The organism is Variovorax sp. Soil_C_26, from assembly GCF_057657075.1.
Window position 1 is genome coordinate 457919 of the sequence record NZ_JBDGJC010000001.1, and the last position, 14936, is coordinate 472854.

Consider the following 14936-nt stretch of genomic DNA (forward strand, 5'->3'; position numbering starts at 1 on the left):
CAGATGTTGCAGCAGGCGTTGAAGATGAAATCCAGCCTCAGCTTCCTCATTGCCGCGAGAAAGTGCGAAATCGACGAGCTGGACCAGCTCGCGCGCACCAGCGAACTGGTCGGGCTGATCGCACGGCTGGTCCATGCGCTGCAGCGCGAGCGCGGCCTTTCGAACGTGTTCCTCGCCGCAGGCGGGGAGCGCTTCACCACCGAGCGCGGCGCGCAGAGCGCCGAATGCCTCGCGCTCGAGCAGGTGGTGCGCGCCGGTTTCGACCAGCTCGAGAACGAGGCCCGCCCCGGCGCCACGGCGGGCAACAGCGCGCGCCTCTTCAGCCGGATCGCCTGGGTGCTGCCGGGCCTCGACGGATTGGCCGAACTGCGCCGCCGTGTCGGCGCCCTCGAGCTCACCCCCGCGCAGGCCACCGCGGCCTTCGCGAAGCTCGTCGCCGGGCTGCTGGCCGTGGTGTTCGAGGCGGCCGATGGCGCCACCGATCCCGAGATCTCGCGCCTGCTGGTCGCGATGTTCAATTTCATGCAGGGCAAGGAATTCGCCGGCCAGGAGCGTGCCTTCGGCGCCGCCACGCTGGCGGTGGGCCGCAGCGGCGAGCCGCAGCAGCGCCAGCAATGGATGCACCTGATCGCGCTGCAGGAGCGCTGCTTCCAGGTCTTCACCGAATTCTCGCGCGGCGAAGTGCTCGCGCTGTGGCACCGCAGCGAGGCCGATGCGGCCATGGCCGAGATCGAGCGCCTGCGCCGCGCGAGCCTGAGCGCCCAGGCGTCCCCTGCCGCCGCTCCCGACGCGCGGCTGAGCCAGGCCTGGTTCGACTGCTGCTCGCGCCGCATCGATGCGATGAAAGCGGTGGAAGACCGGCTCGCCGCCGACCTGCGCGCGCTCTGCGCCCAGAAGATCGCGCAGGCGCGCAGTGAGTTGCAGGCCTGCGAGGCGGTGCTCGGCAGCCTCGCGCCGCAAGCCGAGGGCGCGGCTTTCTTCGACGACGCCGACACCCGAACCACCGAGCCCGCGCCCTATGGCCGGCAACTCGAGCGTTCGGTGCTCGACATGGTGCAGGAGCAGTCGCTACGGCTGCAGGCCATGGGCGACGAACTCGAAACCGTGCGGGCCTCGCTCAACGAGCGCAAGCTCGTCGAACGCGCCAAGGGCCTGCTGATGGCCCACCGCCGCATGAGCGAGAACGAGGCCCACAAGATGCTGCTGCAGACCGCGATGAACCAGAAGCGGCGCCTGGTCGACGTGGCCGAGTCGATGCTCGCGATGGCCGACTACCTGTCCGACGCGACGCCCCGGCGCCGATGACCGGCGCGCCGCGGCGCGCGCATGCACAACATCTGTGCAGAAAAGCTGGCACACGGCTTGCAAGACCAGCCCATGGACCTTCAGGTCCGAGGCGGGCGCACCCAATGGCGGGAGCGGCTGCCGTCACCGGACAAAGGCGTCCCCACCCCGAAAGGGCTCGTTCTCGAGCGGCCCTTGCGTGGTGCGGACGCCTTCTTCGTTTTTGTTCCGTCTTCCATCGACTGCCTGTTCTTCAACCGGAGCCCGCCCCATGACCGACCTGCTGAAAACCCGTCTCAGCCGCCGCCGCGTACTGCAAGCCGCCGCCCTCGGCGCCGTGGGCATCGACCCCGCGCTGCGCGCCGCCGTCTGGGCCCAGGGCTCCGACAAGCCCGAGAAGGAAGAAGTGAAGATCGGCTTCATTCCGCTGACCGACTGCGCCAGCGTGGTGATGGCCTCGGTGCTCGGCTTCGACAAGAAATACGGCGTGAAGATCGTGTCGAGCAAGGAAGCCAGCTGGGCCGGCGTGCGCGACAAGCTGGTGAACGGCGAACTCGACATGGCCCATGTGCTCTACGGGCTGGTGTACGGCGTGCACGTGGGCGTCGGCGGCCCCAAGAAGGACATGGCCGTGCTCATGGGGCTGAATCGCAATGGCCAGGCCATCACGCTGTCGAAGGCGCTGGCCGACAAGGGCGCGGTCGACGGCCCTTCGCTCGCCAAAGTCATGGCGAAGGAAAAGCGCGAGTACACCTTTGCCGGCACCTTTCCCACCAGCACGCACACGATGTGGCTGAACTACTGGCTGGCCTCGGCAGGCATCAGCCCCGTGGCCGACGCCAAGGTGATCGTGGTGCCGCCGCCGCAGATGGTGGCGAACATGCGCGTGGGCAACATGGACGGCTTCTGCGTGGGCGAGCCCTGGAATCAGCGCGCCATCATCGACAAGATCGGCGTCACGGCCATCACCACGCAGGACATCTGGAAGGATCATCCGGAGAAGGTGCTCGGCACGCGCGCCGAGTTCGTCAAGACCAACCCGAACACCTGCCGCGCCGTGATGATGGCCGTCATGGAGGCCGGCAAATGGATCGACGCCAACCTTCAGAACAAGGCCCGGATGGCCGACACCGTGGCGCAGAAGAGCTATATCAACACCAGTGCCGATGCGATCAACCAGCGCATCCTCGGGCGCTACAACAACGGCATGGGCAAGACCTGGGACGATCCCAACCACATGAAGTTCTTCGACGACGGCGCGGTGAACTTCCCCTACCTCTCCGACGGCATGTGGTTCCTCACGCAGTACAAGCGCTGGGGCTTGCTGAAGGAGCATCCCGACTACCTCGCCGTGGCGAAGCAGATCAACCAGATCGACATGTACAAGGACGTTGCCGGCGCGATGAAGGTCAGCCTGCCGAAGGACCCGATGCGCAGCAGCAAGCTGCTCGACGGCGTGGTCTGGGACGGCAAGGACCCGAAGAAGTACGCCGATTCCTTCAAGCTGCACGCCTGAGGAGCACGCACCATGGTCAGCGCCGTCTTTCATTCGCCCCTGCCCCGCGCAGAGGCTGCCCCGCACCCTCACCCCCACGCTGCTCTTCCCAAAAAGGAGAAGAAAGAGAACAAGCCCCGCACACCCCTCGACCTGCGCGCGTTCTGGCTGCGCGTGCTGCCGCCGCTGGCGGGCTTCGGCCTGCTGGTGCTGGTCTGGGAACTGGTCGCGATGAGCAGCACCACCGGTTTCCCCTCGCCGCTCGCTACCTGGCAGCAGGCGCTCACGGTGTTCAGCGATCCGTTCTACAGCAACGGGCCGAACGACCAGGGCGTGGGCTGGAACGTGCTCTCGTCGCTGCAGCGCGTGGCGCTGGGCTTCGGGCTCGCGGCCGCCGTCGGCATTCCCGCGGGCTTCGCGATCGGCCGCTTCGAGTTTCTCTCGCGCATGTTCAACCCGTTGATCAGCCTGCTGCGTCCGGTGTCGCCGCTGGCCTGGCTGCCGATCGGACTGCTGGTGTTCAAGGGCGCCAACCCGGCCGCGATCTGGACCATCTTCATCTGCTCGATCTGGCCGATGATCATCAACACCGCGGTCGGCGTGCAGCGCGTGCCCAGCGACTACATGAACGTGGCGCGCGTGCTGAACCTTTCGGAGTGGAAGATCTTCACGCGGATCCTGTTCCCCGCCGTGCTCCCCTACATGCTCACGGGGGTGCGCCTCGCGGTGGGCACCGCCTGGCTCGTGATCGTCGCGGCCGAGATGCTGACCGGCGGCGTCGGCATCGGCTTCTGGGTGTGGGACGAGTGGAACAACCTCAACGTCGCCAACATCATCATCGCGATCTTCGTGATCGGCATCGTGGGCCTGGTGCTGGAGTTCACGCTGATCAAGCTCGCCACCGCATTCACGTTCGAAGAGGTGAAGTCATGAATGAAACGAAGTACATTGAGGTCCATGACGTCGAGCAGGCGTTCAAGACACCGAAGGGCCGCTTCGTCGCGCTGCAGGGCGTGAACCTGAACGTGGCCAAGGGCGAATTCGTCACCCTGATCGGCCACTCGGGCTGCGGCAAGTCGACGCTCCTGAACCTCATTGCCGGGCTGACCACGCCCACGCAGGGCGTGCTGCTGTGCGCCGACAAGGAGATCAGCGGTCCCGGGCCGGAGCGCGCGGTGGTGTTCCAGAACCATTCGCTGCTGCCCTGGCTCACCTGCTTCGAGAACGTGTACCTCGCGGTCGAGCGCGTCTTCGCCGCCGCCGAGACCAAGGCGCAGCTGCGCGCGCGCACCGATGCGGCGCTCGCCATGGTGGGGCTCGCGGCCGCCGCGCAGAAGCGCCCCGGCGAGATCTCGGGCGGCATGAAGCAGCGCGTGGGCATCGCACGCGCACTCTCGATGGAGCCCAAGGTGCTGCTGATGGACGAGCCCTTCGGCGCGCTCGACGCGCTCACGCGCGCCAGGCTGCAGGACGAGCTGCTCGCGATCGTGCAGAAGACCCGGAGCACGGTCGTCATGGTCACACACGACGTCGATGAGGCGGTGCTGCTGAGCGATCGCATCGTGATGCTCACCAACGGCCCGGCCGCGACCATCGGCGAAGTGCTGAAGGTCGGCATCGCCCGTCCGCGCAGCCGCGTCGAACTGGCCGAAGACCCGGCCTACGTGCAGGCGCGCAAGGCGGTCATCGACTTTCTGTACACGCGCCAGGCGCATGTGGAGAAGGCGGTGGCCTGAAGGCGACCGCACGCCTTCGCGCCAGGCGCCCTCAGGACATGATGACCTGCAGGCTGTGCTCGTACGACGCGGTCAGGCGCTCGAACGTATCGACCAGCGCTTCGCTGGCACGCACCAGCGTGGCGCGTCCCTCGGGGCTGTCGATCGTGCGCACGCCGCCCACCAGCCGCAGCCACTCGTCGCGTGCGCTCGCGAGCGCGGTGCGGATCTCGGCGGTGCTGAGCGGCGCGCGCTCCAGTTCGACGAGCGCGGCCTCGAACTCGTCCATCGTGGGCGCAAGCCGTGCGTTGGCGCCCGGCTGCCCGAGCACCGACGCCAGCAGCGCGTCCTTCGCCAGGCGCTGCGCCCGCATGCGCTGTCGCCCGCAGATGTTGACGATGCGCAGCGCGCGCCGCGCGCCCGAGGCTTCGAGCGCCTCGGTGAGCGCCTCGGCCGCGGCCAGCAGCATCTCGGCGCGGCCGTCGATCTCGGCCAGCCCCGCCGCCGTCGCGCGCGCGACCAGTGCCGTGGACAGCCCGGACCAGGCCGCCTGCACCTCCGCCAGCGCCTGCGCGCCCGCACCGGCCAGCTCGAGGGCCGCGAGGTGATCGAGGTTCTGCTGCACCCGTTCGGCCGACTGCGTACGCAGCACGCGCGCGCGCTGCGCCTCGACGCCGCCGACCAGTTGCGCGGCCACGCGCACCAGCCGCTGCGACAGCATCCGCAACTGCCCGGCGCGGTTGATCGCCTCGGCCCACTGCGCCGCCTCGATGACCGAGCGCGACACCTCGCCGAGCCGCAGGTTGGCATGCATCGCGGCGCCGCGCAGCAGGCCGAAGGCCTCGTCCTCGCCGATGCCGCGCGCCGACATCAGCAGGCCCTTGGCCCGGTCGACCCATTTGCGCTCGTCCATGCGGGTGCGCAGGTTTTCCAGTTCGGTGCGCAGCGCCGCCTCGCGCGCGAAGCGCGCCTGCGCGCGGACCAGCAGCCCGGGCAGCAAGGCCGCGTCGAGTGGCGCCCAGGCGTGCATGCCCAGCGCGACCAGCGCCGCATGTGCCTCGCTCGGCAACGCCGCACCGGTCACGCTCACCGCGCAGGGCGGCACGCCGTGCCAGCCCTGCATCGCGTCGGCGAGCGCCTGCACGGCCGCCGCGTCGTCGAGCCAGACCAGCACCTGTTGCGGTGCCAGCGCGGCCACCTGATGCACCAGCATGCGGCAGATGGTGCGCCCGCGCACGGTCGCGCCGGCGTCTTCCAACCCCTGCCGCAGCAGCTCGGGCAAGGGCGCGGATTCATCCCATTCATGGGGGGCGACGAGAAGAACGGAAGTCATGGCGGCGTGTGGGAAGGCACTGGAAGCATAGGCGACGCACGCCCGGAAAGGCGGGCACGGCTCTTGCATCGAACACAGCGCGGTGTAACGAAGCACCGCTTTGGTGAGGCTGCAGGTTCCTGCATCCGTTCCGGTCATGCACAGGCCGGGAAGCACCGCCCCGCCGACAGCACGCGCTGCCGGCCCCCCGCCCCCCAACCCGTCCGCGACGCGGCCTTTGCAGGCCGCGTCCGCGGTTTACTGCATCGTTGAAAGCCATGTCGAGTTTCAAGAGCTTCTTGCAGTCCGGCCACAGCCCCACGCTGTTCGCGGCCTTCCTGTACTTCTCGTTCTCCTGCTGCATCTGGGTGCTCAACGGCGCGATGGCGCCCTTCATCGGCGAGAGCTTCGACCTTTCGCCGGCGCAGAAGGGCCTGATGCTGTCGGTGCCGATCATCGCGGGCGCGCTGATGCGCTTTCCGCTCGGCATCCTGTCGCAGTACATCGGCCGCAAGAACGCGACGCTGGTCGAGATGGGCCTGATCGCGGTGGCGATGTTGTTCGGCTTCTTCTTCGTCGAGAGCTTCAACGACCTGCTGGCGATGGGCGTGCTGCTGGGCATTGCCGGCGCGAGCTTCGGCGTGGCGCTGTCGCTCGGTTCAGGCTGGTTCCCGCCGCAGCACAAGGGCCTGGCGATGGGGCTCGTGGGCGCCGGCAACGTGGGCACCGCGGTGTCGGTGCTGGTGGCACCGCCGCTCGCACAGTGGCTCGGCTGGCAGAGCGTGTATGCGGTTGCCGCCGCGGCGATCCTGCTGCCGATGGTGGTGATGGTGGTGTTCGCCAAGGAACCGCCCGACGTCGACAGCCATGCGAGCTTTCGCGCCCACATCGCCTGCCTGTTCGAGAAAGACGGCTGGGTCTTCAGCCTGATCTACGGCGTGACCTTCGGCGGCTTCATCGGGCTCATCACCTTCCTGCCTTCGTACTACTACGAGCAGTTCGGCGTCAGCAAGGTCGAGGCCGGGCAGCTCACGATGCTGGCGGCCTTCATGGGTGCGGCAGTGCGCATCGTCGGCGGCTGGCTCTCCGATCGCTGGGGCGGCGTCAACACGCTCACGGTGGTGCTGCTTGCGGTGGCCGTGGGGCTGGCGCTGGTGGGTGTCTCGTCGTCGTCGCTCGTGCTCACCACGCTGCTCTTGATCGTGTGCTTCGCCGCCCTGGGCGCCGGCAACGGCGCGCTGTTCCAGCTGGTGCCGCTGCGCTGGCCCGCGAGCACCGCCGTGGCCGGCTCGATGATCGGCGAGATCGGTGCACTCGGCGGCGGGCTCGTGCCCAACGCCATGGGTTTGTCGAAGCAGTACCTCGGCAGCTACGTCTGGGGCTTCGTGTTCTTCGCCGTGCTGTCGCTGGTAATGCTCGGTGTCATGCGCGTGATGCAGATCCGCTGGACCCGCACCTGGGCCGAGAAAGGTGGTCGCGCGCGCACCACGCCGGCGCCAGCCGACGCGGCAGCGTACGCCGTGCCACGCAAGGCGGCCCGGCCATGAACCTCATCCCGGCGTCGGCCTCAGCGTGGCAAGAAGAGAAGCCACAGCACGAGCAGCAGGTTGAACAGCAGCGACACGCCCAGCGCGATCTTCCAAAGCGCGACGGGATCGCGGCGGATCAGCGGCGTGGCAGCGGGCGAGGCGACGGGACGGGACGCGCCGCGCTCGAGCGCCAGCAGCATCTCCTCGGCAGTCTCGAAGCGCTCGCGCGGATCGCGCGCCACGGCCTTGCGCACCAGATGGTCGAGCCACACCGGCACGTCGGGCCGCAGGCGCGACAGCGCGACCGGGTCGCGCCGGTAGCGGGCCACCTGGTAGGGCTCGATCTCGCCGTAGGGCAGATGCCCGCCGAGCCACTGGTAGAGCGTGACGCCGAGCGCGAACAGGTCGCTGCCGGCATCGGCGTGGGCGCCCTCCCACTGCTCGGGATTGATATAGCTCGGCGTGCCGGCATGCAGTTCGCGCTGGGCCGCGCCTTCGCGGCCGGACAGCGCCACGCCGAGATCGAGAACGCGCCACCGGCCGTCGTCTCCGAGATGCAGGTTGCCGGGCTTGATGTCGCGATGCACCACGCCGTGGCGGTGCAGCCGGCCGAGCGCCTTGGCGATCTCGATGGCGGCCGCGACCACCTCGGCCACGCCACCGCGCGCGGTCGACTTCCGAATCTGTTCGAGCGTACGCCCGCCATGCCAGTCGAAGACGAGGTAGAGCGCGCTCGCGTCGCTGCCGCGCGGATGCACGCGCACGAAGCCGTTGCTGCCGACGCGCAACCCGAGCCATGCTTCGTGGGCGAGCATCGCGCGCTCCTGCGGGTCGCTCGCGCGCGAGGGATGCAGCGTCTTGATCGCCACCAGTTCGCGCGTGGCGATGTGGCGCGCCTGGTAGAGCAGGTGGACGCCGGTGTCGGCCACGAGCGCGGTGATGGCATGGCCGTCGAGCACGTCGCCCACCTTCAGGCGCGGCGGCGGCGCGAGCCGGCGGCCGTCGCCGAGCTCGTCGTCGAGCTGCCGCGCATCGAGGCCGACCACGCGGATCACCAGCGCGGTCGCGTTGTCGCGCGTGCCCGCCTCGAGCGCGGCCTGCACCAGCGCCTCGCCCGCCTCGCGGGCGCTGCCGCCGAGGGCCAGCGCGGCAAGCCGCTGCGGCTTGAGCACGCCGTGCACGCCGTCGGAGGTGAGCACGAAGCAGTCGCCGACGCGCACGTCGCCCTGCGTGTAGTCCACGCGCACCTGGTCGTCGAGGCCGATGGCGCGCGTGAGGCGACTGCGCAGGTCGGGATGCTCGAAGGCATGGTCCTGCGTGAGCGGCAGTGCCGCTTCGCCGTCGCTGCGCACGCGCCATGCACGCGTGTCGCCCACGTGCGCCAGCGTGTAGCTCTGGCCGTGCAGCACCAGCGCGGTCAGCGTGGTGAGCGCGGTGGCGCCGCCCTGGCGACGCCGGTTGTGGTCGGCCAGCCAGGCGTTCTGCGCGGCGACCAGCCGGTCGAGCGCGGCGGTCGGCTCCCAGGTGGCGGGCGTGGCGAAGTAGTCGGCCAGCAGGCCCATCACCGTGGTCTGCGCCGCCTCCAGGCCGCGGCCACCGGTGGACACGCCGTCGGCGATGGCCGCGATCAGCCCGCGCGATTCGTCCCCCGGCGGTGCATGCACGGCGCCGGCGAAATCCTCGTTCACCTCGCGCGGTCCGCGCTGGCTGGCATAGCCGATGTCCACTTCGAAGCTCATGGCGCGATTGTCCATGGGCTTTTCCTGCGCGCATCGCGCATCCCCGTTCGTTCGATTGGTTGAAAGGCCCTCCCCATGATGAAGAAACTCAAGCTCGTGATGGTCGGCAACGGCATGGCCGGCGTGCGCACGCTGGAAGAGCTGCTGAAGCTCGCGCCCGAGCTCTACGACATCACCGTCTTCGGTGCCGAGCCGCATCCGAACTACAACCGCATCCTGTTGTCGCCCGTGCTCGCGGGCGAGCAGACGGTCGACGAGATCGTGCTCAACAGCTGGGAGTGGTATTCGGACAACGGCATCACGCTGCACGCGGGCAAGAAGGTGGTCGAGGTCGACCGCGTGAAGCGCATCGTGCGCGCCGTCGATGCCGAAGGCGCCGTCACCGAGGCCGCCTACGACCGCCTGCTGATGTGCACCGGCTCCAACCCGTTCATGCTGCCCGTGCCAGGCAAGGCGCTGAAAGGCGTCATCGCCTACCGCGACATTTCCGACACCGACTACATGATCGAGACCGCGCGCACCCACAAGAATGCGGTCGTCATCGGCGGTGGCCTGCTGGGCCTGGAGGCGGCCAATGGCCTGATGCTGCGCGGCATGAACGTGACAGTGGTGCATGTGATGCCCTGGCTCATGGAGCGCCAGCTCGACGACGTGGCCGGCAAGCTGCTGCAGAAGTCGCTGGAAGACCGCGGGCTCAAGTTCATGATGGGCGCGCAGACCGAGGCGCTCCTCGGCGGTGAGGATGGACGGGTCAAAGCGATCCGCTTCAAGGACGGCACCGAGGTGGCGGCCGACCTGGTCGTCATGGCCGTGGGCATCCGGCCCAATACCGAACTGGCCGAGAAGATGCGGCTGCATTGCAACCGCGGCATCGTCGTGACCGACACCATGCAAACGGTGACCGACGCGCGCATCTACTCGGTCGGCGAATGCGCGGCGCACCGCGGCATCGCCTACGGCCTCGTGGCCCCGCTGTTCGAGCAGGCCAAGGTCGCGGCCAACCACCTCGCGCAGTTCGGCATCGGCCGCTACCTGGGCTCGCTGACCTCGACCAAGCTCAAGGTCACCGGCATCGACCTGTTCTCGGCCGGCGAGTTCATGGGCGGCGAAGGCACCGAGGAGATCGTGATGAGCGACCCCTTCGGCGGCGTCTACAAGAAGCTCGTCATCAAGGACGACAAGCTCGTGGGTGCGTGCCTGTACGGCGACACCGTGGACGGCAGCTGGTACTTCAAGCTGCTGCGCGACGGCCGCAGCGTGGGCGACATCCGCGACAAGCTGATGTTCGGCGAGTCGAACATCGGCGACACCGGCCACGAGGGTCACAGCAAGGCCGCGAGCATGCCCGACGAGGCCGAGGTGTGCGGCTGCAACGGCGTGACCAAGGGCACGATCTGCAAGGCGATCAAGGAAAAGGGCCTGTTCACGCTCGACGAGGTCAAGAAGCACACCAAGGCGAGCGCGAGCTGCGGCTCGTGCACCGGCCTGGTCGAGCAGATCCTGATGTTCACCGCGGGCGGCGACTACTCGGCCACGCCCAAGAAGAAGGCGGTGTGCGGCTGCACCGACGCGAGCCACCAGGACGTGCGCGAGGCGATCCGGCGCGAACACTGGCTCACGCACGAGGCGGTGTACCGCGGCATGGGCTGGCGCACGCCCGACGGCTGCGCCACCTGCCGCCCGGCGATCAACTACTACCTGATCTCGACCTGGCCCAAGGAGGCGAAGGACGATCCGCAGAGCCGCTTCATCAACGAGCGCAGCCACGCCAACATCCAGCGCGACGGCACCTATTCGGTGATCCCGCGCATGTGGGGCGGCCACACCACGCCCGACGAGCTGCGCCGCATCGCGGACGCGGCCGACAAGTACAAGATCCCGACGGTGAAGGTCACGGGCGGCCAGCGCATCGACCTGCTGGGCGTGAAGAAGGAGGACCTCGCCAATGTCTGGAAGGACATCGGCATGCCCTCGGGCTTTGCCTATGCGAAGAGCCTGCGCACGGTGAAGACCTGCGTGGGCAGCGAGTGGTGCCGCTTCGGCACGCAGGACTCCACGCAGATGGGCAAGGACCTGGAGCGCGCGCTCTGGGCGATGTATGCGCCGCACAAGGTGAAGCTGGCGGTCTCGGGCTGCCCGCGCAATTGCGCCGAGGCCGGCATCAAGGACGTGGGTGTGATCGGGGTCGACTCGGGCTGGGAGCTGTACGTGGGCGGCAACGGCGGCATCAAGACCGAAGTGGCGCAGTTCCTCGTGAAGGTCAAGACGCCGGAGGAAGTGATGGCCTATTCGGGCGCGTTCCTGCAGCTGTACCGCGAGGAAGGCTGGTACCTCGAGCGCACGGTGCACTACATCGGCCGCGTGGGGCTGGACTACGTGAAGAAGAAGATCGTGGAGGACGAGGCCGGGCGCCAGGCGCTCTGGGAGCGGCTGCAGTTCGCGCTCGACGGCGAGCCCGATCCGTGGTTCGCTTCGGCCGAGGCGCAAGTGGACGTGCGGCAGTTCACGCCGGTGGCGGTGGTCGAAGGTGCGGCGCAAGCCGCCTGAAAGGAACAGCACGATGAACGACAACATCCGCATCGAATGGCAGGCGATCTGCTGCGTGGACGACATACCGAGGCTCGGCGCACGCCGGGTGACGCGCCCGGTGGGCGTCGACGTGGCAGTGTTCCGCAACGCCGAGGACCAGGTCTTCGCCCTGCTCGACCGCTGCCCGCACAAGGGCGGCCCGCTGAGCCAGGGCATTGTCTTCGGCACGAGCGTGGCCTGCCCGCTGCACAACTGGGCCATCGGGCTCGACGACGGCTGCGCGAAGTCGCCCGACGAGGGCTGCACGCCGAAGTTCGCGGTGAAGGTGGAAGGCGGCGTGGTGCATCTCGATGCGGCCGAGCTCTCCACCCACGCGATCGACCTGCCGCGCCCTGTCGCCGGCCCGAAGCCTTTCGCGGTCTTGTCCCCTCTCCCTCTGGGAGAGGGCTAGGGTGAGGGCAGCAGCGTGCACACCGTCGGCGCCGCCGGCCCTCACCCCCTCCCTCTCCCAGAGGGAGAGGGAGTGATGCGGGAGACACGATCCACCTGCCCCTATTGCGGCGTGGGCTGCGGCGTCGTCATCGAATCCGATGGCGCGCAGATCACCGGCGTGCGGGGCGACCCCGACCACCCGGCCAACTTCGGCCGCCTGTGCACCAAGGGCTCGACGCTGCACCTCACCGCCAGCGCCGCGGTCACGCGCCAGACCCGGCTTCTGCAGCCGATGCAGCGCGCGGCGCGCGGGGGCGATCCGGCGCCGGTGGGCTGGGACATCGCGCTCGACGGCGCGGCCGACAGGTTCGCGCAGATCGTCCGCGACCATGGCCCCGATGCGGTCGGCTTCTACGTCTCGGGCCAGCTGCTCACCGAGGACTACTACGTCTTCAACAAGCTCGCCAAGGGCCTCGTCGGCACCAACAACATCGACACCAATTCGCGCCTGTGCATGAGCAGCGCGGTGGCCGGCTACAAGCAGACGCTGGGTGCCGACGCGCCGCCCGCCTGCTACGACGACCTGAAGCATGCGCAGTGCCTCTTCATCGTGGGCAGCAATGCGGCCTGGGCGCATCCGGTGCTGTTCCGCCGCATCGAGGACGCGAAGGCCGCGAATCCGGCGCTGAAGATCATCGTGGCCGATCCGCGCCGCACCGACACGGTGGAGATCGCCGACCTGTTCCTGCCGCTGCAGCCCGGCACCGACGTGATGCTGTTCAACGGCATGCTGCACCTGATGCTGTGGGAGGGCTGGACCGATGCCGCCTACATTGCCGCGCACACGAATGACTTCGACGCGCTGAAGGCCACGGTGCGCGAATGCACGCCCGACAAGGTCGCGCAGGTCTGCGGCATCACGAAGGACGACCTGCTCGCGGCGGCGCGACTCTTCGCGACCTCGCCCGCCACCTTGAGCCTCTATTGCCAGGGCCTCAACCAGTCGTCGAGCGGCACCGCGAAGAACGCGGCGCTGATCAACCTGCATCTTGCGACCGGCCAGATCGGCAAGCCCGGCGCCGGCCCGTTCTCGCTCACCGGGCAACCCAACGCGATGGGCGGGCGCGAAGTGGGCGGGCTCGCCAACCTGCTGAGCGCGCACCGCGATCTGGCCGATCCCGCGCACCGCGCCGAGGTGGCGGCGCTGTGGCAAGTGCCGTCGGTGCCCGAGAAGCCCGGCAAGACTGCGGTCGAGATGTTCCAGGCCGCGGCCGACGGCGAGATCCGCGCGCTTTGGATCGCCTGCACCAACCCCGCGCAGTCGATGCCCGACCAGGCGACCGTGCGCCGCGCACTCGAGCGCGCGGAGTTCGTGGTGGTGCAGGAAGCCTTCTCGACCACCGCCACCTGCGCCTTCGCCGACCTGCTGCTGCCTGCGACCACCTGGGGCGAGAAGGAAGGCACCGTGACCAACAGCGAGCGCCGCATCTCGCGCGTGCGCCCCGCGGTGCCGGCGCCCGGCGAGGCACGCCACGACTGGTCGATCGCGGTCGACTTCGCGCGGCGGCTCGAAGCACGCCTGGGCCGCACCGAGCCCACGCTGTTTGCGTACGGCACGGCCGAACAGGTCTGGAACGAGCACCGCGAATCGACGCGCGGGCGCGACCTCGACATCACCGGCCTGAGCTACGCGATGCTCGACACCGCGGGCCCGCAGCAGTGGCCGCTGAAGGAAGGCGAGGCCACGGGCCGCGCGCGTCTCTACGAGGACGGCGTGTTCCCCACGCCCGACGGCCGCGCGCGCTTCGTCGACACCGTCTACAAGCCCGTGGCCGAGGCGCGCGAGGCGCGCTACCCGTTCTCGCTCAACACCGGGCGCCTGCGCGACCAGTGGCACGGCATGAGCCGCACCGGCACGGTCGGGCGGCTGTTCGGCCACGTGGCCGAGCCCGTGGTGCAGATGAACGCGCAGGACATGGCACGCCGGCTCATTCGCGACGGCGACCTCGTGCACCTGACCTCGAAGCGCGGCTCGATCCTGCTGCCCGCGCGCGCCAGCGCGGAGATCGGCCTGAGCCAGGCCTTCGTCGGCATGCACTGGGGCGAGGAATACCTGAGCGGCTGTTCGTCGACGGGCACGCGGCTCGCCGGCATCAACGCGCTGACGAGCCCGGCCTTCTGCCCGACCTCGAAGCAGCCGGAACTCAAGCACACGCCGGTGAAGATCTTGAAGGCCGAGCTGCCCTGGGCGCTGCTCGCCATGGCCTGGCTGCCACCCGATGCGGCGCTCGCCGCGCACACGGCGCTCAAGCCGCTGATGGCGCTGTTCCCGTTCGCGGCCTGCGTGCCGTTCGCGGGCAGCGCCGCCGGCGAGGAACGCAGCGGCGTGCTGTTTCGCGCGGCCGCCCACGACGCGCCGGAAGACGCGCTGATCGATCGCCTCGAAGGCCTGCTTGGCCTGGGCGACGGCGACGTGCTGCGCTACGCCGACCGGCGCCGCGGCCAGCGCCGCGTGGCACGGCTGGTGCGGCGCGCCGACGGCAACGCCGGGCTCGAGGCCTTCTTGCTCGGCGGCGACACCAGCGCCGAGGCCTGGATCGGCACGCTGCTGCGCGAGGAGATGCCGGCGCAGAGCTACGGCCGGCTGCTGCTGTCGCCGGGCGCGCGCGCGCCGGTGGCGTTGCAGTCGCGCGGCAAGCCCGTCTGCACCTGCTTCAACGTGACCGACCTGGCGATCCAGGCCGAACTGGGCCGCTGCAGCGGCACGCCCGGCGAGCGGCTCGTCGCGCTGCAAGGCGCACTGAAATGCGGCACAAACTGCGGCTCGTGCATCCCGGAGCTCCAGCGCATGGTGCGCGCCACGTCCACGGCCGACCTGGTCGCGGGGGCATAAGCCGACCC

Annotated in this window: 10 protein-coding genes; 8 read left to right on the plus strand and 2 right to left on the minus strand. The window is 69.3% G+C overall.

The annotated features are described in order from the left end of the window. The first annotated feature begins 24 nt into the window (after nucleotides 1-24). From AC3A6G_RS02140 to AC3A6G_RS02155, 4 genes are all read left to right on the plus strand, one after another. Nucleotides 25-1305: a nitrate- and nitrite sensing domain-containing protein gene (locus AC3A6G_RS02140; RefSeq protein WP_487872932.1), complete on the plus strand. Its 1281-nt coding sequence runs from the start codon at nucleotides 25-27 to the stop codon at nucleotides 1303-1305. A gap of 250 nt (nucleotides 1306-1555) precedes the next feature. Further along, complete coding sequence (locus AC3A6G_RS02145) at nucleotides 1556-2800, plus strand: CmpA/NrtA family ABC transporter substrate-binding protein (protein ID WP_487872933.1); 1245 nt, start codon at nucleotides 1556-1558, stop codon at nucleotides 2798-2800. Nucleotides 2801-2812: 12 nt separating this feature from the next. Then, nucleotides 2813-3712: a nitrate ABC transporter permease gene (ntrB, locus tag AC3A6G_RS02150; protein WP_487872934.1), complete on the plus strand. Its 900-nt coding sequence runs from the start codon at nucleotides 2813-2815 to the stop codon at nucleotides 3710-3712. Continuing rightward, on the plus strand, nucleotides 3709-4515 hold the full coding sequence (locus tag AC3A6G_RS02155; RefSeq protein WP_487872935.1) for an ABC transporter ATP-binding protein: 807 nt from the start codon (nucleotides 3709-3711) through the stop codon (nucleotides 4513-4515). Before ntrB ends, AC3A6G_RS02155 begins: the two co-directional genes overlap by 4 nt. Before the next feature lie 31 nt (nucleotides 4516-4546). On the opposite strand, the gene AC3A6G_RS02160 is transcribed toward AC3A6G_RS02155, so the two are convergent. Then, complete coding sequence (locus AC3A6G_RS02160; protein ID WP_487872936.1) at nucleotides 4547-5827, minus strand: ANTAR domain-containing protein; 1281 nt, start codon at nucleotides 5825-5827, stop codon at nucleotides 4547-4549. Nucleotides 5828-6084: 257 nt separating this feature from the next. On the opposite strand from AC3A6G_RS02160, the gene AC3A6G_RS02165 reads away from it, so the two are divergent. After that, nucleotides 6085-7353, plus strand: a complete 1269-nt coding sequence (locus AC3A6G_RS02165) for an MFS transporter (protein WP_487858062.1) — start codon at nucleotides 6085-6087, stop codon at nucleotides 7351-7353. Between the two features lie 20 nt (nucleotides 7354-7373). Here AC3A6G_RS02165 and AC3A6G_RS02170 read toward each other — a convergent pair whose 3' ends face one another. After that, on the minus strand, nucleotides 7374-9074 hold the full coding sequence (locus AC3A6G_RS02170; RefSeq protein WP_487872937.1) for a bifunctional protein-serine/threonine kinase/phosphatase: 1701 nt from the start codon (nucleotides 9072-9074) through the stop codon (nucleotides 7374-7376). 78 nt (nucleotides 9075-9152) lie between these two features. Here AC3A6G_RS02170 and nirB point away from each other — a divergent pair, with 78 nt between their 5' ends. The 3 genes from nirB to AC3A6G_RS02185 all read left to right on the plus strand — a co-directional run bounded on the left by nirB (nucleotide 9153) and on the right by AC3A6G_RS02185 (nucleotide 14928). Further along, nucleotides 9153-11621 (plus strand): nitrite reductase large subunit NirB, encoded by a 2469-nt coding sequence (nirB, locus tag AC3A6G_RS02175; RefSeq protein WP_487873250.1) that lies wholly within the window; start codon nucleotides 9153-9155, stop codon nucleotides 11619-11621. A gap of 13 nt (nucleotides 11622-11634) precedes the next feature. Continuing rightward, the gene (gene nirD, locus AC3A6G_RS02180; protein WP_487872938.1) at nucleotides 11635-12054 is read left to right on the plus strand and encodes a nitrite reductase small subunit NirD; all 420 of its coding nucleotides are present in this window, start codon (nucleotides 11635-11637) and stop codon (nucleotides 12052-12054) included. Between the two features lie 75 nt (nucleotides 12055-12129). Further along, nucleotides 12130-14928 carry a nitrate reductase gene (locus AC3A6G_RS02185; protein WP_487872939.1) on the plus strand — a complete coding sequence of 933 codons (2799 nt, stop codon included), beginning with the start codon at nucleotides 12130-12132 and terminating at the stop codon, nucleotides 14926-14928. The last annotated feature ends 8 nt before the right edge of the window (nucleotides 14929-14936 follow it).